At 65.5% G+C, this 25955-nt stretch carries 24 protein-coding genes, 1 pseudogene and 1 riboswitch; of the genes and pseudogenes, 11 read left to right on the plus strand and 14 right to left on the minus strand.

The genetic code is table 11. The features are described from left to right. From GOOTI_RS11235 to GOOTI_RS11245, 3 genes and pseudogenes are all read left to right on the plus strand, one after another. Positions 1-125, plus strand: a pseudogene (locus GOOTI_RS11235) (Lrp/AsnC family transcriptional regulator); the annotation flags it as partial. After that, a complete protein-coding gene (locus GOOTI_RS11240) occupies positions 122-1495 on the plus strand; it encodes an aspartate aminotransferase family protein (protein ID WP_039993964.1) in 1374 nt (457 codons plus the stop codon). The pseudogene GOOTI_RS11235 and the gene GOOTI_RS11240, both read left to right, overlap by 4 nt. Before the next feature lie 75 nt (positions 1496-1570). Further along, positions 1571-2908: a D-alanyl-D-alanine carboxypeptidase family protein gene (locus GOOTI_RS11245; protein ID WP_007238710.1), complete on the plus strand. Its 1338-nt coding sequence runs from the start codon at positions 1571-1573 to the stop codon at positions 2906-2908. 41 nt (positions 2909-2949) lie between these two features. Here the strand turns inward: GOOTI_RS11245 and GOOTI_RS11250 are convergent, their stop codons facing one another. The 3 genes from GOOTI_RS11250 to GOOTI_RS11260 all read right to left on the minus strand — a co-directional run bounded on the left by GOOTI_RS11250 (position 2950) and on the right by GOOTI_RS11260 (position 6021). Further along, on the minus strand, positions 2950-4008 hold the full coding sequence (locus GOOTI_RS11250) for a YhjD/YihY/BrkB family envelope integrity protein (RefSeq protein ID WP_007238711.1): 1059 nt from the start codon (positions 4006-4008) through the stop codon (positions 2950-2952). A 69-nt stretch (positions 4009-4077) separates the two neighbouring features. Beyond that, positions 4078-5130, minus strand: coding sequence for a tryptophan--tRNA ligase (gene trpS, locus GOOTI_RS11255; RefSeq protein WP_039993969.1), 1053 nt, complete (start codon positions 5128-5130; stop codon positions 4078-4080). A 45-nt stretch (positions 5131-5175) separates the two neighbouring features. Then, on the minus strand, positions 5176-6021 hold the full coding sequence (locus GOOTI_RS11260; protein WP_039993965.1) for an exodeoxyribonuclease III: 846 nt from the start codon (positions 6019-6021) through the stop codon (positions 5176-5178). Positions 6022-6164: 143 nt separating this feature from the next. Here GOOTI_RS11260 and GOOTI_RS25135 point away from each other — a divergent pair, with 143 nt between their 5' ends. Both GOOTI_RS25135 and bfr read left to right on the plus strand, forming a co-directional pair. Further along, positions 6165-6356: a (2Fe-2S)-binding protein gene (locus GOOTI_RS25135; RefSeq protein ID WP_083835901.1), complete on the plus strand. Its 192-nt coding sequence runs from the start codon at positions 6165-6167 to the stop codon at positions 6354-6356. Positions 6357-6451: 95 nt separating this feature from the next. Then, positions 6452-6937, plus strand: a complete 486-nt coding sequence (gene bfr, locus GOOTI_RS11265) for a bacterioferritin (RefSeq protein WP_007238714.1) — start codon at positions 6452-6454, stop codon at positions 6935-6937. 12 nt (positions 6938-6949) lie between these two features. Here bfr and GOOTI_RS11270 read toward each other — a convergent pair whose 3' ends face one another. Together GOOTI_RS11270 and GOOTI_RS11275 are read right to left on the minus strand one after the other, a co-directional pair. Continuing rightward, positions 6950-8227 (minus strand): MFS transporter, encoded by a 1278-nt coding sequence (locus GOOTI_RS11270; RefSeq protein WP_007238715.1) that lies wholly within the window; start codon positions 8225-8227, stop codon positions 6950-6952. A 112-nt stretch (positions 8228-8339) separates the two neighbouring features. Beyond that, on the minus strand, positions 8340-10121 hold the full coding sequence (locus GOOTI_RS11275) for a cutinase family protein (RefSeq protein ID WP_007238716.1): 1782 nt from the start codon (positions 10119-10121) through the stop codon (positions 8340-8342). Between the two features lie 303 nt (positions 10122-10424). Further along, positions 10425-10546, plus strand: a riboswitch (SAM riboswitch). A gap of 63 nt (positions 10547-10609) precedes the next feature. Here GOOTI_RS11275 and GOOTI_RS11280 point away from each other — a divergent pair. Together GOOTI_RS11280 and metX are read left to right on the plus strand one after the other, a co-directional pair. Continuing rightward, the gene (locus GOOTI_RS11280) at positions 10610-11932 is read left to right on the plus strand and encodes a bifunctional o-acetylhomoserine/o-acetylserine sulfhydrylase (RefSeq protein WP_039993966.1); all 1323 of its coding nucleotides are present in this window, start codon (positions 10610-10612) and stop codon (positions 11930-11932) included. Between the two features lie 32 nt (positions 11933-11964). Continuing rightward, on the plus strand, positions 11965-13113 hold the full coding sequence (gene metX / locus GOOTI_RS11285; protein ID WP_007238718.1) for a homoserine O-acetyltransferase MetX: 1149 nt from the start codon (positions 11965-11967) through the stop codon (positions 13111-13113). A gap of 65 nt (positions 13114-13178) precedes the next feature. On the opposite strand, the gene GOOTI_RS11290 is transcribed toward metX, so the two are convergent. The 3 genes from GOOTI_RS11290 to GOOTI_RS11300 form a co-directional block, all read right to left on the minus strand. Then, positions 13179-14702 (minus strand): Hsp70 family protein, encoded by a 1524-nt coding sequence (locus GOOTI_RS11290; protein WP_007238719.1) that lies wholly within the window; start codon positions 14700-14702, stop codon positions 13179-13181. 244 nt (positions 14703-14946) lie between these two features. Continuing rightward, positions 14947-15270: a DUF3017 domain-containing protein gene (locus tag GOOTI_RS11295; protein WP_007238720.1), complete on the minus strand. Its 324-nt coding sequence runs from the start codon at positions 15268-15270 to the stop codon at positions 14947-14949. After that, the gene (locus tag GOOTI_RS11300) at positions 15267-16163 is read right to left on the minus strand and encodes a bifunctional methylenetetrahydrofolate dehydrogenase/methenyltetrahydrofolate cyclohydrolase (protein WP_007238721.1); all 897 of its coding nucleotides are present in this window, start codon (positions 16161-16163) and stop codon (positions 15267-15269) included. Before GOOTI_RS11300 ends, GOOTI_RS11295 begins: the two co-directional genes overlap by 4 nt. A gap of 89 nt (positions 16164-16252) precedes the next feature. Here GOOTI_RS11300 and GOOTI_RS11305 point away from each other — a divergent pair, with 89 nt between their 5' ends. After that, positions 16253-17209, plus strand: a complete 957-nt coding sequence (locus GOOTI_RS11305; protein ID WP_007238722.1) for a serine/threonine dehydratase — start codon at positions 16253-16255, stop codon at positions 17207-17209. Positions 17210-17335: 126 nt separating this feature from the next. Beyond that, complete coding sequence (locus GOOTI_RS11310) at positions 17336-17800, plus strand: tRNA (cytidine(34)-2'-O)-methyltransferase (protein WP_039993970.1); 465 nt, start codon at positions 17336-17338, stop codon at positions 17798-17800. 121 nt (positions 17801-17921) lie between these two features. Here GOOTI_RS11310 and GOOTI_RS11315 read toward each other — a convergent pair whose 3' ends face one another. Genes GOOTI_RS11315 through GOOTI_RS11325 form a run of 3 tightly spaced genes read right to left on the minus strand, consistent with a single transcriptional unit; the run spans position 17922 to position 22118 of the window. Beyond that, positions 17922-18149: a DUF167 domain-containing protein gene (locus tag GOOTI_RS11315; protein WP_005174076.1), complete on the minus strand. Its 228-nt coding sequence runs from the start codon at positions 18147-18149 to the stop codon at positions 17922-17924. 55 nt (positions 18150-18204) lie between these two features. Then, a complete protein-coding gene (locus GOOTI_RS11320) occupies positions 18205-21471 on the minus strand; it encodes an error-prone DNA polymerase (protein WP_007238724.1) in 3267 nt (1088 codons plus the stop codon). 56 nt (positions 21472-21527) lie between these two features. Next, entirely contained in the window at positions 21528-22118 is a 591-nt protein-coding gene (locus tag GOOTI_RS11325; protein ID WP_039993967.1) for a TetR/AcrR family transcriptional regulator, read from the minus strand. Between the two features lie 25 nt (positions 22119-22143). Between GOOTI_RS11325 and GOOTI_RS24745 the strand changes: the two genes are divergently transcribed. Beyond that, positions 22144-22560, plus strand: a complete 417-nt coding sequence (locus tag GOOTI_RS24745; RefSeq protein WP_007238726.1) for an MFS transporter — start codon at positions 22144-22146, stop codon at positions 22558-22560. A gap of 3 nt (positions 22561-22563) precedes the next feature. Next, on the plus strand, positions 22564-23337 hold the full coding sequence (locus GOOTI_RS24750; protein WP_007238727.1) for an MFS transporter: 774 nt from the start codon (positions 22564-22566) through the stop codon (positions 23335-23337). A 31-nt stretch (positions 23338-23368) separates the two neighbouring features. On the opposite strand, the gene GOOTI_RS11335 is transcribed toward GOOTI_RS24750, so the two are convergent. From GOOTI_RS11335 to GOOTI_RS11345, 3 genes are read right to left on the minus strand one after another with little or no spacing between them, the layout of a single operon-like run. Then, complete coding sequence (locus GOOTI_RS11335; RefSeq protein ID WP_233425481.1) at positions 23369-24772, minus strand: MFS transporter; 1404 nt, start codon at positions 24770-24772, stop codon at positions 23369-23371. Then, positions 24769-25344, minus strand: a complete 576-nt coding sequence (locus tag GOOTI_RS11340; protein WP_007238729.1) for a cysteine hydrolase family protein — start codon at positions 25342-25344, stop codon at positions 24769-24771. Before GOOTI_RS11340 ends, GOOTI_RS11335 begins: the two co-directional genes overlap by 4 nt. A gap of 24 nt (positions 25345-25368) precedes the next feature. Further along, entirely contained in the window at positions 25369-25797 is a 429-nt protein-coding gene (locus tag GOOTI_RS11345) for a MarR family winged helix-turn-helix transcriptional regulator (RefSeq protein WP_007238730.1), read from the minus strand. Positions 25798-25955 lie beyond the last annotated feature (158 nt).

Consider the following 25955-nt stretch of genomic DNA (forward strand, 5'->3'; position numbering starts at 1 on the left):
AGGACGACGACCATCTGCTCGACATCATCAACCGCAGGGTTCGAACACATCCCGAGGTGAACTCGACCGAGACCCTCGTTTATCTGAAACTAGTGAAACAGCAATACAATTGGGGTACACGATGACCGCATCCACAACAGAATCCCTCGGGCAGCGCAGCGCGGCGCACCTGTGGGGGCACTTCTCCCGCCATGGCGACGAGATAACGCCACCGGTGATCACCCGGGGTGAGGGCGCGCGAATCTTCGACGACCGCGGTCGCAGTTATCTCGACGGCCTCGCGGGACTGTTCGTGGTCCAGGTCGGTCACGGCCGCGATGAACTCGCCGAGGCGGCGGCCAAGCAGGCCAAGGAGCTGGCGTTCTTCCCGTTGTGGTCCTACGCCACTCCTCCGGCGATCGAACTCGCCGAACGGCTCGCGGCGAATGCCCCGGGCGATCTCAACCGCGTCTTCTTCACCAGCGGTGGCGGCGAAGCCGTCGAAAGCGCGTGGAAGCTCGCCAAGCAGTACTTCAAGCTCACCGGAAAGCCGTTGAAGCACAAGGTGATCTCACGTTCGATCGCCTATCACGGCACCCCGCAGGGAGCCCTGGCGATCACCGGCATCCCGGACCTCAAGAAGATGTTCGAACCGCTGACCCCCGGTGGGTTCCGCGCACCGAACACCAACATCTATCGCGCCCCCGACGAGGAGCTGGCCGCGGACCCGAAGAAGTTCGGCCGCTGGGCGGCCGACCGCATCGCCGAAGCCATCGAATTCGAAGGCCCGGACACGGTCGCCGCCGTCTTCCTCGAACCCGTCCAGAATGCGGGCGGCTGCTTCCCGCCGCCGCCCGGCTATTTCGAACGCGTGCGCGAGATCTGCGACGAATACGACGTGCTCTTGGTGTCCGACGAGGTGATCTGCGCGTTCGGCCGCATCGGATCGATGTTCGCCTGCCAGGACTTCGGCTACACGCCCGACATCATCACGTGCGCCAAGGGCATGACTTCCGGCTACTCCCCGATCGGCGCGATGATCGCCAGTGAACGGCTCTTCGAGCCGTTCAACGACAACACGACGACCTTCGCACACGGTTACACCTTCGGCGGACACCCCGTGTCGTCGGCGGTGGCCCTGGCCAATCTCGACATCTTCGAACGAGAAGGACTCAACGACCACGTGAAGTCCACCGCACCGGCGTTCCGCTCGACGCTGGAGAAGCTCTACGACCTCCCGATCGTCGGCGATGTGCGTGGCGAAGGGTTCTTCTACGGCATCGAGCTGGTCAAGGACAAGACCACCAAGGAGACGTTCACCGAGGCGGAGTCCGAACGCATCCTGCGTGGATTCCTGTCGACCGCACTCTTCGACGCCGGTCTCTACTGTCGGGCCGACGACCGCGGAGACCCGGTCATCCAGCTCGCGCCGCCGCTGATCTGCGGACAGGCCGAGTTCGACGAAATCGAACAGATCCTGCGTGGAGTCCTGACCGACGCGTACGCGCTGCTCTGACCACGGGCCCCGACACGACGGATCACCGCGAGGCAGGCTACCGGCTGCATGCTGCGGCCGGTAGCCTGCTCAGCGATGCACTCCTTCGCAGCGCCGGCTCGACGCTCCCTCCGCCGACTCGCGGCACGCGGCATTCTCGCGACGATCGTCACGGTCGGCGTCGTCGTGGGGATGTCCGACGCTCCGCTGAATGCCGCTCCGTTGTCACCGCCTGCGATGACAACGCCGAACACCGACCACTGCCCGCAGCGGGTCACGCCGCCTGCCCCGGTCGATGAATCGGAGGTCGTTGCACCGGGCTCGACGACTCCCACACCACTGCCCGTGCATTCCCCACCGGTCGGCGGGGACAAGCTCGGCGCCTGCGGCGTTGTTGCCGACCCTGCAGCCGGACCTGTCCCCGGCCGGCTGACCTCTGCCGCCTGGCTCGTCGCCGATCTCGACAGTGGCGCGGTGATCGCAGCCAAGGACCCGCACGGGCGCTACCGCCCGGCGTCGACCATCAAAGTCCTGTTGGCACTGACCGCGCTGCGTGCAGGCGTCCCGCTCGAGAAGCCGGTGACCGCCACACCGGAGGACTGGAGCGTCGAGGGTGACGCGTGCGGCATGGGGCCGGGTGGCCGATACACCATGCGCGACATGATGATCGGACTGCTGATGGTGTCCGGAAACGATTGCGCGCACGTCATCGCCCGCGAGCTCGGCGGCGTCGACACCACGCTGCGCAAGATGAACGACCTCGCCCACAGCCTCAACGCCGACGACACCCGGGCGACGACACCATCGGGTCTCGACGCTGCCGGAATGTCGACGTCGCCGTACGATCTCGCACTGATCTTCCGTGCCGCCATGCAGAATACGACTTTTCGCGAGATCATCGCGATGCCGAACCACACATTTCCCGGATACCCGAAGCGAGCGGATGTCCCGGGCGACGTCGACCACCCCGGATACCTGATGCAGACATCCAATCACCTTCTCCTCGACGGTGATCCGGGTGCACTCGGCGGCAAGACCGGCTATACCGACGACGCGCAGAAGACCTTTGTCGGCGCAGCCAAGCGTGACGGTAGGACCGTCCTCATCGTCCAGATGTACGGTCTGTCGACCGCCGACGACAACTACTGGGACCAAGCACGCTCACTCGTTGCGTACGGCGCACACGCTCCACGCGAGGTGCAGGTGGGCGATCTCGCTTCCCCCGACGAGCCGGCCTCGACGGGCGGCGACGGCACCCGAACCGGGGCCAGGACGGGCTCGGACGTCACCACCGCTGAGACGTCGGCTCAGCATGGTGCCGCGCAACAGGACCCGGCGTCGCCGTGGTCGGTCCGAATCCTCGTCGGGCTGGTCGGACTGCTGGTGGCGCTTCTCCTGCTGTTGGTTGCGCTGCGACTCTTCCGACGACGCTGATCTCACGACCGACGAAGTCACACCGCCGAAAGCCGTGACGCTCAGTCGCTTTTCTTGTGTCGGGCGACGAGCGCCATGGCGGCACCGACCGCCGCCGCTGCGCCGAGGGCCCCCGGCTTGGGGACCGGATTGACCTCGTAGACCGGACGCACCACGACGGTGGGCGGCTCGGGCTGTTCGGTGGGGTCGACTACCTGGAATGCCTCGTTCGCGGTGTCGGTGGCACACCATGCCGTGGCGTAGAGGACGATTCGCGATGCGAGGTACCCGAACACCATGATACCGAGCAAGGGACCGAACGCGGCGCCCGCCGGGCTGCTCAGTACCGACTTCAGGTAGATCCCAGCCACCGATTTGAGGACCTCGAAGATGACCGCGGTCAACAGGGCAGCTTTCAGTACGTTGCGAAAAGGCAGCCGATTCAACGGAAGTCGAGCGAACACGAAGACGAAGAGCAGCCACGTCGCAGCCAGCGATACCGCGATCGCCAAAATGCGGACGAACACCGTGGAGCCGGTGAAGCCGTCGACGTGGGTCCACTCGAGGATCTTGTTGATCAGGCCGCTGTTGCCCAACGCTGTGAGACCGAGGGTCACCAGGAACGCGATGCCGAGCAACACGAAGATCACCAGATCGCTGAGTTTGGACTTCACCGCGTTGCGTTCGACGCGTCCCCCGTACATCTCGGTCATTCCGATACGCACCCCGGAGATCCAGCCGATGCCCGTCAACGCCGCACCGACGAGACCGATGATGCCGACGGTCGCGCGCGACTGGATGGCCGAGTCGATAGCGCTCTCCACCGTCGTGCCGAGCTCACCGGGCATCGCCTTGACGATCTCGTCCTTGATGCTGTCGAGCCATTCCGGATGAGCGGCGAGGACAAAGCCGCCGACCGAGAAGGCGACCATGATGATCGGCACGATAGAGAGAATGCCGGTGAATGTGATACTCGCGGCGTAGAGATTGCCGCGACGATCGTTGTATCGCTCGAGAGTCCGCAGGATGTGGTCGAGCCAGCCCCACCGCTGCCTTGCCGACTCGAACTCGTCCTTGCCGCGGGCGACAAGCGCTTTGCCCGAATCGATCACCGAAGCCATGGGCTCTCGTCTCCGCTCGGTCGATGTTGTTCCCTGCACTCCGTGTCTACCGGAAACAACGGCGGGAGGTCAGGATTTGGTTTCTGACACGCGCGGCGCGACGAACCCGACCTTGTCGTAGACATCGCGCAGCGTCGACGACGCCACCGAGCGTGCGCGGTCCGCGCCGTCGGCGAGGATGCCGTCGAGATATGCGGGGTCGGCGAGGTACTCGTCGACTCGTCCACGAAGAGGCGTGACGAAGTCGCTGAGTACGTCGGCGGTCTCGACCTTCAGATCGCCGTATCCCTTGCCCTCGTACTTGGCGACGAGATCGGCGATCTCGACACCCGACAGCGCCGACTGGATGGTGAGCAGATTCGAGACACCCGGCTTGTTCTCGGGGTCGAACGCGATCTCGCTGCCCGTGTCGGTCACCGCCGACCGGATCTTCTTGGCCGACCGCTTCGGGTCGTCGAGCAGATTGATGAGTCCCTTGTCGGTCTCCGCCGACTTGCTCATCTTCGCCGTCGGGTTCTGCAGGTCGTAGATCTTCGCGAACTCCTTGACGATGTACGCCTGCGGCACAGTGAACGCCTTGCCGAACCGCTTGTTGAATCGCTGAGCGAGATCGCGGGTCAACTCGAGATGCTGTCGCTGGTCCTCGCCGACGGGAACCTGGTCGACCTGGAACGCGAGGATGTCGGCCGCCATCAGAATCGGATAGGTGAACAACCCGACGCTCGACGACTCGACGCCCTGCTTGGCGGTCTTGTCCTTGAACTGGGTCATCCGGCTCGCCTCACCGAACCCGGTGATGCAGTTGAGAACCCAGGTCAGCTGGGCGATCTCGGGGACGTGCGATTGCACGTAGACGGTCGAGCGCGCCGGATCGACACCGACGGCCAGCAACTGTGCCACCGACATCCGGGTGCGCTCCGCGAGCACCGACGGGTCGAACCGCACCGTCAATGCGTGCATGTCCGGAATGAAGTAGAAGGCGTCGAACTCGTCCTGCAGATCAACCCACTGGCGTACGGCCCCGAGGTAGTTACCGAGGTGGAAGGAGTCGCTGGTGGGCTGGATACCCGACAACACCCGCCGCCGCGTACTCGACGCAGGCGATTTCTCGACGTCGCTCATGATCTCCAGTGTCTCAGACGGGCGCACCTGAGTTTTCTACAGGCGTCAGTCGACGATGACGGTCACCGGGGCGTGATCGGACCACCGTCGGTCGTAGGCATCGGCGCGATCGACGAAGGCCTTGGACACACGCGTGGCCATCGCCTTGTTGGCGAGGTGATAGTCGATCCGCCAACCGGCGTCGTTGTCGAATGCCTTTCCGCGCCATGACCACCACGAGTACGGCCCGTCGACGTCCGGATGGAGGTCTCGCATCACATCGGACCATCCCGACGCGAGCAGCCCGCCGACCCACTCGCGCTCATGGGGCAGAAACCCCGGGCTCCGCAGATTGCCCTTCCAGTTCTTGATGTCGTGCTCGGCATATGCGATGTTCCAGTCGCCGCCGACCATGACCGGACGCCTCTTCCGAGCCAGCGATCCGAGGTGGGAACCGAAGGCGTCCAGGAAGCGCTTCTTCTCGGCGAACTTCTCCGCCTCCTTCTCCGACGACGCCGACGTCGGAACCGCCGCACCCTTGGGCAGATAGAGACTCGCAACGGTGACCGCACCGCTCTCGGTATCCAGATCGGCTTCGAGATACCTTCCGGTGGAGTCGAATTCGTCGCTACCGAATCCCACCCGGACCGCAGAGGGCTCCATCCTGCTGAGCACCCCGACGCCCGCATGGCCCTTGACGACCGATTCGGTCATCGCCAGGTGCCAACCGTCGTCGAGCAGCGGTGCGAGGACGTCTCTGGTCTGGTCTTCGGTGGCCCGAACCTCCTGGAGGAGAACGATGTCGGTTACCGCCGAGCGCACCCACGGGACGAATCCCGGGTTGCTATCCGAGCGCACCTTCGTCGCCGCACGGATGCCGTTCACATTCACTGTGGTGATCGCAGTTGGCACGGTGCACCAGGGTACGGCGGGGCACCGACACCGACGTCGACGCACCCTGCCGTCGTTGTTCGGAATCAGTCCAAAAGGTAAGGCAACCCTTGCAGTCCGTCGGCTTTTATGTAAACCTTGCCTAATAGATTGCGAGGTGCGAGATGTTCGTGTGTATTTGCCGGGCCGTCACTGTGGACGAGGTCCACGAACACTGCGACGCGGGGGCCGACACTCCCGATGCCGTCAGTGAGCGCTGCGGCGCAGGCGAGGGCTGCGGAACTTGCATCGAACGTCTCACCCAGATCGTCAGTTCACGATGCGCCGGAAGGGTCGCCACAACTAGCGCAGCCTAGCCTGACCTGCACGAACACCCCGTGGGGATAGCGCCCACGGGGTCTTTTGGCGTGCTAGGTTCACTGTCACCAACAGTCCGAACCGGAGGTATGCCATGCGTGGAGACGATGAGGTCATCGCTCTACTCAACGAGCAATTGACCAGTGAACTCACCGCCATCAACCAGTACTTCCTGCACTCCAAGATGCAGGCCAACTGGGGCCTGACCGAGGTCGCCGCGAAGACGCGGGAGGAATCGATCGAGGAGATGACCCACGCGGAGATCCTCACCGATCGCATCCTCTTCCTCGAGGGTCTGCCGAACTATCAGAAGCTGTTGCCCTTGCGCATCGGGCAGACCATTCGCGAGCAGTTCGAGTCCGACCTCGCGATCGAGCTCGAGGTCGTCGACCGGCTGAAGCCGGGTATCTCGCTGTGCCGCGAGAAGCAGGACATCACCACAGCCAAGCTCTTCGAACAGATCCTCAAGGACGAAGAGCACCACATCGACTACCTGGAGACACAGCTCGAGCTGCTCGACAAGCTCGGTGAGCCCCTCTACTTGTCGAAGACGATCGCCACGCCCCCCGAGGTGGGCTGAGCGGACTGTCGCTCAACGAGACCCGACCCCGGCATCTGACGGTGCCGGGGTCGGCGTCGTCGTACGCCTGGCAGCAGTCAACGCGACGCCCAGTACGACTATCCCCGCGAGTGCGAGACCCGCACCCAGTACCGACGGTGCGCGATACCCGAGACCTGCAGCGATCGCGACGCCACCGAGCCATGCCCCGAGCGCGTTCGCGATGTTGAGTGCGGAGTGGTTGAGCGCCGCGGCGAGCGTCTGGGCGTCGTCGGCGACGTCCATGAGCCGCGTCTGCAGCGCGGGCACCATCGCCGTGGCGCTGACCCCGACCAGGAACGTCAGCGGCACGGCGGCCCATGCCGAGGTCACGAACGCCGCGAACAGCCCGAGCACGACGGCGGTGGCGATGAGCCCGACCAGGATGGCTCGCGGCACGCTCGAATCCGCGGCCGCACCGCCGACGAGATTTCCCACCACCATGCCGACACCGAACACCATCAGCACCACCGGAACCCAACCAACCGAGATGCCCGACAGACTGGTCAGCGCGGTGTTCAGGTACGTGTAGAACGCGAACATCCCGCCGAAACCGACGACGCCGATCGCGAGCGTCAACCACACCTGCGACCGCGTCAGCGCGCCGAGCTCGGTGAGCGGATTGGTGACCGTCATGTCGTCGAGAGCGGGGAGCGTGACGTAGAGCGCACCGATCGTCACGACACCGATGATCACGACAACGACGAAAGCAGCTCTCCAGCCGAGGCTTTCGCCGAGCCAGGTCGCCATCGGGACCCCCGCGACGTTGGCCACCGAGAGCCCGAGGAGAACCAGCCCGACGGCCTTCGCACGATGTCGGGGTCCTGCGAGGTGCGCCGCCACGAGGGCCGCGACACCGAAGTAGGCACCATGCGGTAGACCCGCCACGAATCGGGCGACCATGAGCGTGGCGAAGTTCGGCGCCAACACGGTCGCGGCGTTGCCGACGGTGAACGCCACCATCAGCCCGATCAACAGCGTGCGTCGAGACATTCGCGCGGTCAGTGCGGCGATGAGCGGCGCACCGACCACCACACCCAGCGCGTACGACGACACCACATAACCTGCCGTCGGCTCGGAGACATCCACCGACGATGCGATGTTCGGCAGGAGCCCCATCGCAACGAACTCGGTGGTCCCGATCCCGAATCCACCCAGCGCCATCGCGAGCATGGCGAACCGACGAGTGGCGTCCGAATGAACGACGGGCGGGGTCGCCACCGTCGCGGCGCGGCTGCCTGTCGGATTCTTGTCGGTGCTGGTGAACGGCATTCACGCTGCAACGAGGACGCCGGTTGGCGCGATTCCACCTTCGACGGTGAGATCGTTCACACGAGTCGACGTCGGGACCAGCTGTCGACGTCGGAAGCGACAATCGTACGAGTCAGGCGGCCGGTGCGCCCTGCGTTTCCCGCTTCGTGCTCGCGACCTCATTCAATGACGCGTCAGGCGCGGACTGCTCGGGTACCGGGTCCTCACGCTGCGGCGTCCCCGCCTGCGCACTGTAGCCCGGTTGCGGCTGCTTGGTCCCGTCGACCGGCTGCGGCTGCGTAGACCCCTCGCCCGGCTGCGGCGATCCGGCGCCGGTGGGAGCGGGTAGTGGCGGCGTCGCGCCGGCGACGTTCGCACCATCTGTTGCGCCACCACTTCCGGGCTCACCATTTCCCGGCTCGTTACCTACCGCGCCGCCACCTGCTGTGCCACCACGTTCTCCCCCACCACCGTGGTTTTCGCCGGGTGTGGTCGCCGGAGCGTCTGTGCCGTGCTCCGCGCTCTCCCCTTCGGTGACGGCAGCATCGTTACCGAGAGCCCTCTCGTCGAGCCGGTCTCCCTGCGTGGTGGTGCCCTGCCCCAACGCCGACAGTGCGTCGACGGATGGGGTTTGGCCCGCAGTTGTGGGGGCGCGGAGCGACGCGAGCCACTCTTCGAACGCCACCAGCGACGGCCGGTACGCGGGGCCCGGAATCCCACTGACATCGCGGCCGGTGAGCGTGTACGCCCAGAACCTGGCGAAGTTCACCGGCATCTGCGCGATACTCCGCACGCTGGCACTCAACGAGTCGACGCCCTTCGCCCAGAGGTCGGGGTTCCAGGTCCTCAAGCCGTTGGCCATGTCCTGCAGTGCGAAGACGTCCGTGAGCACTCCGCCGTAGCCGAGGTCGGGCAACTGCGGGAACCATCCCATCGCCCACCTGATCGGTGGCTGAAACGTCGCGAGTGTGATGCCGAGGATGTTCGGGAGCGTGAGTCTGTCCCCCATCAGATCGGGCACGGTCCAATCGATGCCGAGCTTGTCGACGAACTGCTGGGTACGAACCCACATCGACGACGGCACCACCAGTACACAGCTCGTGAGCTGACCGGTCTCGACACAATCGAGTGGCTTCACACCCCACGCATCCCACAGCGCGCCGTCGGTGGTCGGGAGATACATGTACAGCGGGTACAGGTCGTGCTTGGCCCAGTAGCCGATGAACCCGTCGAGTGCGCCGAGAGGATCGTGCAGCGGGTCGGGCAGGTCGCAGATCGGGTCTCCGCTGAAACAGACGGTGGTCACGGGAAGACCACCGAAGTCGTCGACGCTCCGCGCGCCGGTCATCGTGAGACCGGGGAGCACGCCGACCATCACGAGTTCGATGCCCTCTCCGTACAGGTTCCCGGCCTGCCGCGGATCGGAATAGAGCAGCCCCGACACCTCGTCGCGCGAGATGTCGTAACCCGATGTCTGCCGCGTACCGATGGCAGTGAGTACGTCGCCTGCGATACCCGCGCCCTGCGAGTAGCCGACGATCACGACCGGTTTACCCTCGCACGACGCCTGATAGCGCTCGACGGTCGAGAGCGTCGCCGCAACGCCCTCGGACTGACTGGCGTCGAACCCGAAGGAACCCATCGGCCAGATGGATGCCGGATATTCGACGCGTTGAACCGTGTAGCCGGCGTACCTGTCCTGACGGGTGACACCGTCGAGCAGATGGGCATCGGGATCCCAGGTACCCCCGACGAGCACGAGCGATCCGCTGCCACATTCGGTGTCGACGGCACCGGCGCGCGCCACACCGGCGCCTGAGGTCTGCCCGATCGTCAGGAGTACCGCGGCAACAAAGGCGAGGCCCAGTGTGCTCAGGGCCGTGATCGATCGCCGGACACCGAAATGAGCACCCATACCGTCTCCACCTATCCAGCTCGGCCGGTGTGCACCGCTATGCGGCGTCGAAGTTCCCGGGTCCGATACGAATGATCGGATGGTAGGAGCGGCACGACGACGGCACCGTCGAATTCCTGATCAGCAGGCGAACTCGCGGTGACAGAGCGTCGAATTCCCCCGATCGGACTACACACCCGGATGATTTTGCGCCCGGCAGAGCACGTCGCGACCCACCTGGAAAACGCAGCTTGTCCAGCCCGAGAACCAGGCTGCGTCAGAGGGTTCTCACATCATTTCGGACGTGTTATATCCTTGACGCCAGGTCATGAGTATCAGCGCAAAGCCCCGGCTTGCTGATCGGCAACCCTCCAACCGCGGTGGGGTGCTCCGGGTGATGACCGGGTTGAGGGACAGCGGAAACGGGTCCCCGGCAAGCGCGGGTCCGAAGGTCGGACCCCAACAGGGTCGTCGTGCCCTGCCGACCGTAGAAAGTGATGCACATTCCAATGTCTGACGTCGACGTCGACCAGAATCCAGCGGACAGCTGGAGTTTCGAAACCAAGCAGATCCATGCCGGCCAGACGGCCGATGCGGCCACCAATGCCCGCGCGCTGCCGATCTACCAGACCACGTCGTACACGTTCAACGACACGACGCATGCAGCCAATCTGTTCGGACTGTCCGAACCCGGCAACATCTACACCCGCCTGATGAACCCGACGCAGGACGTCGTCGAGCAGCGCCTCGCCGCCCTCGAGGGTGGTGTCGCCGCGCTGCTCGTCGCCTCCGGCCAGGCCGCCGAGACGTACGCGATCCTGAACATCGTCGAAAACGGCGGACACGTCGTGTCGAGTCCGAGGCTGTACGGCGGAACCTACAACCTCTTCCACTACACGCTGCCCAAGCTCGGTATCGAGGTGACCTTCGTCGAGGACCCGGAAGACCTCGACTCATGGCAGGCCGCTGTACGCGACAACACACGTGCGTTCTACGGAGAGTCGATCTCCAACCCCAACAACGAGATCCTCGACATCGAGGGCATCTCCGGTGTGGCGCATCGCAACGGGGTTCCGCTCATCGTCGACAACACCGTCGCCACCCCGTACCTGCTCAACCCGTTGGCGCACGGCGCCGACATCGTCGTGCACTCGGCCACCAAGTACATCGGTGGACACGGAACCGCAATCGGTGGCGTGATCATCGACGGCGGCACCTTCGACTGGCGGGTGCAGCGCGACGGTGAAGACCTCTTCCCCGGCTTCACGACGCCCGATCCGAGCTACCACGGTGCGGTGTTCGCCGACCTCGGCGCCCCCGCGTACGCACTCAAGGCTCGTGTGCAACTGCTGCGTGACACCGGTGCGGCGATTTCTCCGTTCAACGCCTTCCTACTCGCGCAGGGACTCGAGACGCTGAGTCTTCGGGTCGAGCGTCACGTGGCCAACGCCCAGCGGGTCGCCGAGTACCTCAACGACCACCCGCAGGTGGAGTCGGTCGCCTACGCGGGTCTTTCGTCGTCTCCGTGGTTCAAGCGCGGCCAGGAACTCGCGCCGAAGGGACAGGGCGCGGTCATCGGATTCGAGATCATCGGCGGTGTCGACGCGGGCAAGCGATTCGTCGAGGCACTCACACTGCACAGCCACGTCGCGAACATCGGTGATGTGCGCTCCCTGGTGATCCACCCCGCATCCACCACCCACAGCCAGCTGACTCCCGACGAGCAACTCGCCGCGGGCGTCACCCCTGGCCTCGTTCGCCTCGCAGTGGGCATCGAGGGGATCGACGACATCCTCGCCGATCTCGACCGAGGATTCGAAGCAGCCAAGTAACGACGGACGCGCACCAAGGAGCGAGGACACCTGTGTCGGTGAGTATCGACCCGCAGACGGAGACCGAGCAACGGCCGAACTGGGAGAACGTCCCGGACGGCCAGATGCTCAGCGCCCGTCTCGGGTCGATCTCACTCGACAACGGTCAGCAGATCGACGACGTGACCATCGCTTTCCAGCGCTGGGGTCGCTTGTCGCCGTCTCGGGACAATGTGATCCTCACCCTGCACGCACTCACGGGCGACTCACATGTCACCGGCTCCGCCGACGAAAATCATCCCTCTCCCGGTTGGTGGGACGGCCTGATCGGTCCCGGCGCAGCCATCGACACCGACGAATGGTGCGTCATCTCGGCCAACGTGCTCGGCGGATGCCGCGGCTCGACGGGCCCCGCATCGTTGGATTCGTCCGGACGCCCCTGGGGTTCGCGCTTCCCTCAGATCACCGTGCTCGATCAGGTACGCGCAGAGGTCGCCCTGATGGACCATCTGAATATCGAGAGCATCGGGGCCGTCGTCGGCGGCTCGATGGGTGGTGCCCGAGCGCTGGAATGGATCATCGAGTATCCCGAACGGGTCCGGAGCGCGCTCGTACTCGCTGTCGGGGCGCGTGCGACGGCAGATCAGATCGGCATCCAGACGACTCAGATCGCCGCCATCACGTCCGACCCCGCATGGCACGGCGGCGACTACCACGGAACCGGCCAGTCGCCGACGACCGGGCTGGGAATCGCTCGACGGATCGCGCACCTTACCTATCGCAGCGAACCGGAACTCGATGAGCGCTTCGCGAATCACCCTCAAGGCGAAGAGGATCCGCTCACCGGCGGACGCTACGCGGTGCAGAGCTACCTCGATCACCAGGCGGGCAAGTTGGTCGAGCGCTTCGACCCCGGGAGCTACGTCATTCTCACCGAGGTGCTCAACAACCACGACGTCGGCCGTGACCGCGGTGGCGTGCAGGCGGCACTCAACGCCTGTGAGGTACCCGTGATCGTCGGCGGCATCGACTCGGACCGCCTGTACCCGTTGCGGTTACAGGTGGAACTCGCCGAGGAGCTCGGCAACTGCGTCGGCGGTTTGCAGGTCGTGCAGTCTGATACCGGCCACGACGGATTCCTGACCGAGTTCGACGCGATCGGCGATCTTCTGAAGCGCACCGTCGCCCTCGCGCGCCGCTGAGCGGGCGCATCCGTCGCCGACGCCTCGCAGAGCGAGCAACTCACTCTCAGCACCCGACCCCACGCTCAGGGCGCTGGAAGCAACCCATCCGGAGCGGGTGTCGTGGTGGTGGTCGTCGTCGACGGCGTTGACGGCCGATGGGAACCCTGACCGGTATCGGCGTGGGGCGCATTGCCGTTCGGGCGCTCGCCGCCCGGCGCCTGCTGATCGTCCGGTGTCGGGGTCGCGGTGTCGGGAGCCGGAGTCCTCGACGGCGGAGCAAGGTTCGGGGGAAGCAGCGCGGGCGGAATCGTGATACCCGGAGGCAGCGGCAGCGTCGGGCGACTGCTCTCCGCGCTCGGCGGCTGGGTCGTCGACGGCGGGGCGGGACGCGCCGAGAGAGTCAACGTCGTCGGCGAGGGGGTCGTCGGGGGTAGTTGGGTCGTTGCCCACCCCGGCCCGTCGTCCTCACGCGTGGTGTGCGGCGCATTGCTCGACGCCGAGCTGTGCTGCGGCACAACCGCTGTCGGCTCCGAAGGCATCGCTTCGGTCTGCTCGACCTGAGTCGTCGTCGATGCGACACGCGCACTCGACGGCGACGGAATCTGTGTGGAGTTCCCTGTCAGTGTCGAACCCACTGCGTACACGGTGAACATGGCCGCTGCGATGATGACCGCGGTCACCGCGATCGGCAGCGGCGACAACGCTCCCCTGCGGCGACCGCCGCCGATGAACGCGAGTCGACTCGGCGCAGACGCCTCCTCCGACGCGAGCATTGCGGCGCCGACGGCAGCCGTCTGCTCGGGACTCGCCGGGATGACGACATCGATCGGTCCGTCCGGACCGTCGACCTGCGGCACGATGTCGGCGATACTCGGCAGATTGGCGAGCCCTCCGACCAGCACGACCGCACACGTCGAACGCGTTGCGAGATAACGACTCAACTCCTCGCGGGCACCACGGAGGAGCGGACGGGAGGCAGCTGCGAGTGTCGCACTGCCGATACGGAAGCGGCCGGCGGAGTCGGCCGAATTGCTGTCACCGGGCTCCTCTTTCGCGGTTCGTACCGCGCCACGCAATGCGTTGCGACTGAGCTTGTTGGTCGACGAACCACGCACGGCGCTTGCATCGGCGCCGAGTTCACGGACGATCGCGTCGTCGAGTGCGCGCCCGGACAGCGCTCGTGAGCGTGTGACATCGGAAATGGCACCCGTCGCGGGGTCGACTGTGTACAGGCTCATCCCGCTGTCACCGCAGTCGACGACGACCACAGACCGATACCGTCCGATCTGCCCCGTCTCGATGAGACAGGCCGTCACAGCCTGCTCGACGGAGACCAGGTGGATCTGTCGTCGCGGACCCGACCCCGTCGAACCGACGAGTTCACGACCGAGATCGCCACCTGCCGCGACACCGATCGGTCCTACGCGGCGATCGGTGTCCCGCGCGGCGTCGAGCATCAGATCGATGCCTGCATTGACGCGGCCGGAAGTGTCGTGGCCGTCGCTGGTGTCGACGTCGATCACCCGTGACTCCACGAGCTCACGTCCTGAGTCGTCGCGTGTGAGCAGAACGAAGTGAATCATGCCCTGACCCAGCGAAACGCCCATCGACGTCGTCTCGTCGTGGGTGGTGTGACCGTGTCTATTCAGCGTCGAAGAGATTGGTTGCCTGCCCGTTGTCGCCGTTCATCGTTCGTTGCGGCGTGCTCGCGCACAGCCGCCGCGCACCACTGTTCGGTTCGCGGAGTTCACACTCGCGTCCGGAATGGAACCGTCGAGGTGTACTGATCAGACGGGTGCCGGATCAGCTCATGTCCTCAGACACTTTACCGAAGCGTAGCCCAGATTGTAATCAATCCGTGCCCAACGGGTCTATTGACGCAGCTAGCCATAGCATCAACGCACCGACGCCGGCAAGAGACACGACGTCGAAAAATCTTCCTCTGACCTGCAGCAATCCAATTCGTGACGTTGGCAACACCGCTCGCATGAATGCACCGAGAAGCAAAGCCGTTCCAAAAACGAACGACCCACGTCGCCAGCGATCGAACAGCACCAGTGCGGCGCCGACGATCACGCCAAGCATCACCAGGATGTACGGAATCTGCGCGATGACGGCGCGGACGCGACGGGCATGGCGAAGCTGACGCACCCGCGCATCCGTCGCGGAGTTCACCGGCCGGTGTCCCCGGAAGTCGACACCCCTGCGGCAGATCGTGCGGCGAGATCGGCCTCGGCTCGTTCGATGACGTTCACGAGCAAAAACGCCCGGGTCAGCGGGCCGACGCCACCGGGATTCGGCGAGACGTACCCTGCGACGTCCCACACGTCGGGAGCGACGTCGCCCACGAGTCCGTCAGCGGTCCGGCTGACGCCCACGTCGATGACCGCTGCGCCGGGCTTGACCATGTCGGCTGTCACCAGGTGCCCGACACCCGCGGCCGCCACCACTATGTCGGCACGTCTGATCTCCGCTGCGAGGTCGCGTGTGCCGGTGTGGCACAGCGTGACGGTCGCGTTCTCGCTGCGACGCGTGAGCAGCAGACCGATCGGACGACCTATCGTCACGCCACGACCCACCACGGTCACCCGCGCGCCGTCGATGGGGATGTCGTACCGACGCAACAGGTGGATCACGCCACGTGGTGTGCACGGGAGCGTCGACTCCTTGCCCAGGACGAGTCGGCCCAGGTTGATCGGGTGCAGACCATCGGCGTCCTTTGCCGGGTCGATGCGCTCGAGCGCGGCGTTCTCGTCGAGATGCTTCGGCAGCGGAAGCTGCACGATGTAGCCGGTGCAGCCGGGATCGGCGTTGAGCTCGTCGATGGCGGCGTTGAGATCGGCCGTCGTGGCGTCAGCGGGAAGATCTTTGCGAATCGAAGCGATGCCGATCTTGGCGCAGTCGGAGTGCTTACCCTTCACATAGGACTGCGAGCCTGGATCCTCGCCGACGAGAATTGTCCCGAGACCGGGCATCACACCGGCCATCCGAAGCTTGTCGACGCGTTCACGGAGATCGGCAAAGATCTCGTCGCGGGTCAGTTTGCCGTCGAGTCGTATCGCGCTCACCCGTCCATTGTTCCATCCTGCGCGACGCGCGGTGTCAGGTGTCGAGGTCGGGCCATGGTCCGCGCATCCGACCCGAGTACCGTGCTGCCATGCCGATCAACGCCACCCGCCCGATCACCATCTCTGATGTCAGGCGCGCGCGAGGGCGCATCGCTGCGCATGTTCGACGCACACCGGTCCTGCGTGCGGAGATCGACACGATCGGTGGACGCGTGCCGGTGGTCTTCAAACTCGAGTACCTGCAACTCGGCGGCTCGTTCAAAGCCCGAGGAAGCGTGAACACAGTGCTGGCGGCGCGCGACGCCGACAGGCTGCCGGACGCAGGGGTGGTCGTGGCGTCCGGCGGAAACGCCGCGATCGGCGCGGCTCACGCAGCCCGCATCGTCGACGCACGATGCACCGTCGTCGTACCCGAGAACGCCCCGCCGGTGAAGGTGGCTGCGCTGCGGGAGTTGGGTGCCGACGTGCGGTTGGTCGGATCGCAGTACTCCGAGGCCGCCGCGGCTGCCGCGACGTTCGCCACCGAATCCGGTGCTCTCGAACTGCACGCCTACGACCTGCACGACGTCGTCGCGGGGGCTGGGACCATCGCACTCGAACTCGCGGCGGACGTTCCGGGACCCCTCACGACGGTCGTGTGTGTGGGTGGCGGTGGACTGCTCGCAGGACTCGCCGCTGCGCAGCGACCAGGAGACCATCTCGTCGGTGCCGAGCCCGCCGGCGCGGCTTGCTTACACCAGGCGATCCAGGCGGGTGAGCCGACCTCTGTCGAACTCGACAGCATCGCCGCGGATTCGCTGGGCGCCACCATGATCGGCGACATCTGCTGGTCGACCATCACCGGCAGCTCGCTCGACAGTGTCGTCATCTCCGACGACGAGATCATCGCTGCGCGTCGAATGCTGTGGAGGCAGTTCCGCATCGTCGTCGAGCACGGCACCGCGACCGCGGTGGCTGCCGTGGTCGGCGGCCAGGTGAGGGTCGCCCACGACTCGACGCTCTGCGTGCTGCTGTGCGGAGCCAACACGCGGCCCGACGATCTCTGAGTACCTCCCCACGCCCGCCCCGCCGACTGTGCGCTCCCTGCCGCCGACCGTGCGCTGCCTGCCGCCGACCGTGCACTGCCGACCTTCGCGATAGGCAGCCCACTCCCGCTCTGCACAATGGACCCCATGTTCCGCATCATGTTCTACCAGCCGTGTATCCCGCCCAACACGGGCAACGCGATCCGGCTGGCCGCCAACACCGGAAGCGAACTGCATCTGATCGAGCCGCTCGGCTTCTCGATGTCCGACGCCCAGGTGAAGCGCGCGGGTCTCGACTATCACGAGATGGCGAACGTGACGGTTCATCCGAATCTCGTTACAGCGTTCACGGAATTGAAGCCGGAGCGCGTTTTCGCGTTCACCGCGCACGCCTCGCGGTACCACACCGACGTCGACTACCGCCCTGGCGACGTGTTGCTGTTCGGTCCGGAACCCACGGGTCTCCCCGATGACGTGCTCGCTGAACCCGAGATCACCGACTCGCTTCGCATCCCTATGCTCGCCGGGCGTCGCTCACACAACCTCGCGAATGCAGCAAGCATCGTCGTATACGAGGCGTGGCGACAGAACGGATTCGACGGCGCCGTGTGACGGACGGCCAAGCGACGACAGAGTCAGGCGACAACGGGATACAGCGCCCACTCGACGGCAGGCAGCGCACACTCGCCAGCAACTTGCGCCCACTCGACAGCAGGCAGCGCCCACTCGGCGCTCAGCCGACGCGGAAACGCTTGGTGCGCGCCGTGGCGCCGCCGATCAACGCCACCTTCGACTTCGGCACGCCGAGATGCTTGGCGAGCAGTTCGGCGACCGCCTTGTTCGCCTTGCCCTCGGTGGCGGGTTCGCGCACGTAGATGGTGATGGAACCGTCCGGACCGGTCTCCACGAGCGGCCCCTTGCGGCTACTCGGCTTCGCCGTGACGATCACCTGTTGCGCCATGTGTTCCTCTCCCCGCTCTCATTGTGCGCGAATGCTTTCCGCGCAGTTGTCGGCATCAGTGCCAATCCCGCGAGCGGGTACCCACTCGAAGATCCATACGTTGTAACCGATCTGCAACCACCGTCACCGCACCCTCGGCGTTCTGCACCCTGCCGCGTACCAGTAACGCAGACGCCGAGTGCGCCAGCTCGCGGTACCGCGACCACAGCCCTACCGAACACACGACGTTGACCATTCCGGTCTCGTCTTCGAGGTTGATGAACGTCACGCCGGATGCCGTCGCCGGCCGCTGCCGGTGGGTGACAGCTCCGCCGACGGTGACACGTGACCCATCCGGCACAGACAATAGCGCCTCCGCGGGCAGGACACCTATCGCAGTCAGCCGCGGGCGCAGGAACTGCGTCGGATAGTTCGAGGGGGTGATCCCCGTTGCCCAGGCATCGGTGGCGGCCAACTCCACATCCGACAATCCCGGCAGTGTCGGCACCTGCGCCGATTGCTCCAATTCGAGATGCTCGACGCTCGCGGTGGCCGCAGCGCCCGCCTCCCACAGTGCCTGTCGTCGACTCATCCCGAAACAGTCGAACGCACCCGCCCCCGCCAAACCCTCGAGATGCGCGAGGGTGAGGTCGGCGCGGCGCGACAGATCCGTGATACTCGCGTACGGGCCGTCGGCATTCCTGGTTTCGACGATCCGCGCCGCGACCTCGTCTCCGACCCCACGCACCGACGCCAACCCGAGGCGAACGTCGAGTCCGTCGTTCTCCAACGTCGTCTCGGCCAGCGACGCGTTGATATGCGGTCGATGCACGTCGACACCGTGTCGGCGTGCATCGGCGACCAGCGACTGCGGCGAGTAGAAGCCCATGGGTTGTGCACGCAGCAATGCCGCGCAGAACGCCGCCGGGTGGTGCAGCTTGAACCACGACGAATAGAACACCAGCGATGCAAAGCTCTGCGAATGACTCTCCGGGAAACCGAAATTGGCGAACGCTGCCATCTTCTCGAAGATCCGGTCGGCGACGTCGCCGGTGATACCGTGCGTGCGCTGCATACCTTCGTAGAAGCGTCGACGAAGCCGCTGCATGCGTTCAGGCGAGCGCTTGGACCCCATCGCGCGACGGAGCTGGTCCGCCTCGGTGGCGTCGAATCCGGCGACGTCGACGGCCAGCTGCATGAGTTGCTCCTGGAACAGCGGCACACCGAGGGTCCGCTTGAGCGCCGGCCACATGGACGGGTGCTCGACAGTCGGCTCCTCCTGACCGTTGCGTCGTCGGATGAACGGGTGGACCGATCCGCCCTGGATCGGCCCCGGTCGGATCAGTGCGACCTCGACGACGAGATCGTAGAAACAACGCGGTTTCAGACGCGGAAGGGTTGCCATCTGGGCTCGCGACTCCACCTGGAACACCCCGACTGAGTCTGCGCGACACAGCATCTCGTATACGGAATCTTCGGTGAGATCGAGTTTGGCGAGGTCGACGTGGATGTCCTTGTGTTCGGCGACCAGGTCGATCGCATAGTGCAGCGCCGACAGCATGCCGAGACCGAGCATATCGAACTTGACCAGACCAATTGCTGCACAATCGTCTTTGTCCCACTGCAACACGCTGCGGTTCTCCATGCGAGCCCACTCCGTCGGGCAGACATCGGCGATGGGGCGATCACAGATCACCATCCCGCCGGAGTGGATTCCGAGATGTCTTGGCATGTTGGCGATCTCACTCGCAAGGTCGAGCACGTCGTCGGGTGCCGTGTCGGGCATCTTGCTCCAGGCATCTTGCTGGCCACTCGCGTAGCCGAGTGCTCGCGCCATGTCGCGCACCGACGATCGACCCCGATAGGTGATCACGTTGGCGACCTGTGCGCTGTACTTGCGGCCGTATCGCCGGTAGACGTACTGGATGGCCTCTTCACGGCGGTCGGATTCGATGTCGACGTCGATGTCGGGCGGGCCGTCACGCTCGGGTGAGAGGAACCTCTCGAACAGCAACTCGTTGGCCACCGGATCGACGTTGGTGATACCCAGCGCGTAACACACAGCGGAGTTCGCGGCACTCCCCCGACCCTGACAGAGGATGTCGTTGCGCCTGCAGAAGTCGACGATGTCGGCGACGACGAGGAAATAGCCAGGAAAAGTGAGTGTTTCGATGACCGCCAGCTCATGCTCGATCTGCCGGTACGCCGCCGGATGCTCGGCAGGTGTCCCGTAGCGTCGTCGAGCGCGGGCCATCGTGAGGTGTCGTAGCCAACTCGACTCCGTGTGACCGTCGGGTACGTCGAACGGCGGCAACTGCGGCGCGATCAGTCCGAGCGAGAACGCACACTCGTCCGCCAGGTCGGCGGCGTTGGCGATGGCATCGGGGTGTGCGGGCAGCAGCCGCGTCATCTCGTCGCCGCTGCGCAGATGCGCGCCGCCGACCCCGGGCATCCAGCCCGCGATGGTCTCGATGTCGGTGCGGGCACGGACCGCCGCCATGGCCAGCGCCAGTCGTCGACGACGCGGGCCTGCGAAATGCGCCCCGGACGTCGCGACGGTCGGCAACCCGAAACGCTGCGCGAGCTCGGCGAGTACCGCGTTGCGCTCGTCATCGTCCGGCAGTCCCTGCGCGGTGAGTTCGACGACCACGTCGTCGCGGCCGAACCTCTCGATCAATTCACCGAGTGCCGCTTCCGCCGCGCCTGTTCCCGCACGATCGAGCGCGCGCCGAACCCCACCTTTGCGACAGCCGGTGAGCACGACCCAGTGACCCGCATCGCGGGCGAGTCGGTCGACGTCGTAGCGCAGCAGCCCTTTCTCGCCGCCGGACATGTGCGCGTCGGCGATGATCCGGGACAACCTCCGGTACCCCTCGCCGTCACGGGCGAGGATCAACAGATGTTCACCGGCCGGATCGGTCACCCCGGTGCGGGTGACGTCGGGTTCCAGGGAGAGTTCGGCGCCGAACACCGTAGGCATCGCGAATTCCTTTGCCGCCTCGGCAAATCGGACGACACCGTAGAAGCCGTCGTGGTCGGTGATCGACAATCCGCTCAGATCGAGCCGGGCCGCTTCCTCCACCATCTCCTCCGGCATCGACGCACCGTCGAGGAAGCTGTAGGCGCTGTGCGCGTGCAACTCGGCGTAGCGCACCGAGGATCGCTCGCGCGACACCTGCGGAGCGGTGTAGGCACCCCGCTTGCGCGACCAGGCAGGGCTGTCGCTTCCATCGCCGGGTTGCTCGGGGCCGAAGAACTCCCCCGGCCGGCCGCCTCTCGGCGAGCGCCCCGACAGCACCCGCTCCATCTCCCGCCAGGTCGGCGGGCCCTGGTTCCAACCCACCCGTCCATCATAGAACATACGTTCGACGACGGGTGCTGGCGTTCAGCCTGGTTCGCTCATTCCGCCCGCACTGACGCCATCGAGGCCGCGACGAACACTTCGGCCACGCGGCGCGCCGTCGCCGACGACGCGCCAGGATCCGTCTCACGCAGCCTCATGGCGAGCTCTCCGGTCACGATCACGAGCAACCCCTCGGCGAGATCGTCGGGATCCGCGCAGGGCAACTCGACCGCCAGCCCCGCGAGCGTGCGCCTGAGATGGTCGGTGTCGCGTCGGATCGCGGCGTCGATCTCGGGCTCGGGGTCGGAGTAGTCGGCCGCAGCCCCGAGGAACGCGCACCATCGTGCGCCGTCCGGTTGCGCACGGAAGGCGTCGAGCGCGTCGAACACAGCAAGCAGACGTTGCGTCCCATCTGCCCCCGCGGCGTCGATCGCCTTGTCCCAGACCCCCACCCATCGCTGGTGTCGACGCTCGAGGGCGGCCGCGATGAGGTTCTCCTTGCTGCGGAATCCGCGATACAGCGTGGCCGGAGAGACACCGGCCGTAGCCAGGATCACGTCGACGGGGGTGCTGGCGATGCTCTGCGTCGCCGTCAACTCGTCGACCGCGTCGAGCAATTTGCGCTCGGAACTCTTGCGCACCGGCATGGACATCACTCTAGACTCGGTGAACATGAAACGATCGTTTTCGTTTTTGGGGATTCGCGAGTCGTCGATCGCCGCCGTAGGCACATGCACGATCGCCGCGACGTACGGCCTCGTGCGTCTGGCCTACGGGTTGTTCCTCCCCGACATCCAGCACGAACTCGGCCTCGATCCCGCCACGGCCGGGTACATCTCGTCGGGATCATCGCTGGTGTATTGCGTGGCAGCGGCGGCTGGTTTCTGGTGGTCACGACAGCCCGGCCTACTGATCGCCGCCGCCGGGATAACCGCGGTCGCCGGAGTCTGGACGATGGCCTCGACACACGACGTCGCGCTCTTCGGACTATCCGCCGTACTCAGTTCGGCCGGGGCGGGTTTCGCTTCACCCGCCATGGTGACCGTCGCACAGCGCGGCATCCGACCGGTGCGCGTCGACACCGCTTAGTCGATGATCAACGCGGGAACCGGCCCCGGCCTGGTGACAGCGGGCGCCCTGGCGCTGGCTCTGCTACCGGCGTGGCGCACGGCATGGACTCTTGTCGGCATACTCACCGTGATCATCGTGTCGGTGATGTTCGTACTTGCGAGGATCGCCGCGGTGCCAGGCGCCGCAACCGCACACGATGGGCCGCGAGGGTTGTCACCAACATGGTTGGCGATGCATCGTCGTGCGATCGCGTCCGCGATCGGCATGGGTGCAGGCTCGAGCGCGGTGTGGACCTATGGCCGCAGCCTCCTCGTCGACTCCGGAGGCCAGAGTTCCCAGGGCACGATCGTCGCGTGGATCGCACTCGGAATCGGCGCGACCGCAGTGATTCCGACGTCGCGACTCATAGCACGCCGCGCGCCGACGACAGCGTGGACGATCAGTTGTCTCGTTCTCGCGGCAACGATTTTGGCGCTCACGCTCGCCACCTCGTCCGCCATCGCCACAGTGATCGCCTGCGTACTGTTCGGGTGGGGCTTCACCGCGGGAACGTCGGCTCTCATCTCGTGGACAACAGCCTTGAGTCCCGGGAACGCCGCCGCTGGGACCGCTCTCCTGTTCATCGCGCTGGTGCTCGGGCAGGCGGCGGGGTCGTCCGTTCTCGGGGCCGTCATCACGAGTGCCGGGTACACGACCGCGTTCCTTGTGGCCGTGACGTTTTCGGCCCTGGCCATCATTCCGGCGACACGACACACCGTCCGACCAGCTGCGACGGTTCAGGAGGTCGGCGTGTAGAAGATCAGCCGATCAGGCATCTGCGGCTCGGTCATCCGTTGGCTGCCACCGCTTTCGGAATCCGACGATCGGCCAACGTCATGGCGATCAACACCGACCCGATGACCACGATCGCCCAGCCCGCGACGTGTAGTCCACCATCGGTGGCGCGGGCGCCGAAGGCGATCCCGATGAGGCTCGAGGAGAAGATCGCCCCGAAGTACATGAACGTCCGGTACAGCCCGGATGCCACACCGATCGACTCCGGCGGGCTCTGCGTGTAGAGCGTCGCCTGGTTGGCGTAGCCGCTCAGTCCGTTGGCGACGCCGAACAGGAAGGTCATCGTGAGCAGGATCCACAGCCCAGAGGAATGATGGATTGCGACCGCGGTCACGCCGGCGCCGACGAAGCAGAAACCCGTGAGGATCAACGGGATTCGCACCCAGCCGTGCGTCGAATTCACCCGAGCGCACACCACGCTCAACGCGGAGTACGGGATGAGGATGAGCCCGACCTGCGCGGCGGTGTAGCCCGCGGACTGCTCCATCCACTGACTGATGCCGTACATCGCCGTGTAGGAACCGAGGCCAGCCAGGGCCTGCCGCAGATAGGTGCGGACAAGCGGGGTATTCGACGCGAGCATCCGCACGTCGATGAGCGGTTGTGCAGCACGTAGTTCCCAGAGGACCAGCAACAGCCCCGACACGGCGACGATGACGAGCAACCACCACCGCGGTTCTGTCAGCCGCGCCAAGAACTCGAGTGCCACAACGACGGTCACCGCGAAAAGCACTACCCCCACGACGTCGACGACGCGGACAAGGCCCCGGACACCACCCACATGGACCGCCCCGTCTCGGGGAATACTGCGCAGCGCCCACGCCATGGTGATCAGTGCGACGGGGATGTTGACGAAGAACACAGCGCGCCAACCGAAGACACCGGTCAGTACACCTCCCAGAGGCAGACCGATCACGGCGATCACCTGTGCCGCGATCGAGAAGCCGCCGAGAATCCGGCTCGGCACGCCGGTGCCGAAGGAGTCGGCTCGCGACCGCACGAGTGCCATCGCCGTGGGATACGCGGCCGACGTGCCGATACCGATCAGCGCACGGGAGAGCAGAAGACACCAGAAGGCCGGTGCGGCAGCTCCGACGATTCCGGCCACGAGCAGAACGACCAACCCGGACACGAACACCCGGCGCGGACCGAAGACGGCCGCGAGCTTGCCCATCGTCGGCTGCGCCACAGCGCTGCAGAGGTAGAGCACCGAGATGAGGATCGTCGTCTGCGCCGGACCACGATGGAAGTCGACACCGATCCCCACCAGCGCGGTCGCGATCATGGAACTGTTGATCGGGTTGAGCGTCGACCCCATTAAGAGCGGCCCAGTGAACCGCCAGCCGAAGGGATTGCGCTGCGCCACACCGGCGTCGCCGGTGGTCACCGCGCTCACTGCGCGACGGCGTCGAGGAGTCCGAGAAGCTCTGCGGTCGAACCAGTCTCGGCGATCTGGGGAAACACCTCGCGCACGCTGTGCGCATGGCGTTCGCCGACCGAATCCGTCATCGCATCCGTCGGCAATGTCACGTTGAACCCGGCCTCATGTGCGTCGCGGGCGGTCGATTCGACCCCTGCACCGCTGGCGATTCCGACGACGACCACCTGGGTTATCCCTCGCGAACGCAGGTCGTCAGCGAGGCCGGTACCGGCGAATGCACTCCGCGAGTGCTTGGTCACCACCAGATCTGTTGGTTCGGGTGCGAACTCGTCGATGAACTCGGTCGACTCCTTCGATAATCGTGGCCTGGGGGCACCCGCGTTGCGATCAGTTCGCCCCGGCGGGACTGCGTCGACGTTCACCAGCACCACGAGACGACCGTACTTGCGGAATCTGTCGACGAGTCGGCCCGCCCTGTCGATGATCTCCGATGCCGGATGCGGAGCGAGATTGTCGCGTAGCGCGATCCCGCGCTGCATGTCGATCACGATCAGCGCGGTGTGCGGGTCGAGAGTAGTCATGGCCATTGTCGACTCCTTGTCAGATGAGGGTCAGGATTCCGCAATTCGACGGAGAAGTTCTGTCGCGGTGACGATCTGGTCACGCTCGTCCTCGGTGAGGACGTGCTCGATCCGGTCGGCGAGCCAGTCCTCGCGGGCAAGTCGTCCACGCGCGTACATCTCGCGTGCCTTGTCCGAGAGAGCCAGCAGCGTCTTCCGACGATCGCCGGGGTGCGGTGTGCCGATCACCAACCCCTGGTCGACCAGTGCGGCAACGGTTGTCGACATCGACTGCGGGCGGACACCCTCCGCACGCGCGAGCGCGTTGGCCGTCGTCGGCCCCTCACGCTCGAGTCGGCCCAGGACGTTGGTCTGTGATCGGGTGAGATCGCCGATTGCACCCTGTGCACGCAGACGGCGGTTCAGTGCTGCCAGCACAGGACGGAGCGAGGCGGCCACCACGGCAGGATTCTCGGACACCTCCTAAGCATACCGAATAGTCAGCTAACTGATTAGTTTCCTGACTAATGGTGTCCGTTCGACATCGTCGTTGCCATCTGTCGGTGTAAGTGTCAAGGTGAACAGACCTGTTCCTTACCGTGTAGTAAGAAGTGAGCCGGGGCTGCGGCCCGGACTCG

Origin of the sequence: Gordonia otitidis NBRC 100426 (assembly GCF_000248075.1) — a bacterium.
Lineage (GTDB): Bacteria > Actinomycetota > Actinomycetes > Mycobacteriales > Mycobacteriaceae > Gordonia > Gordonia otitidis.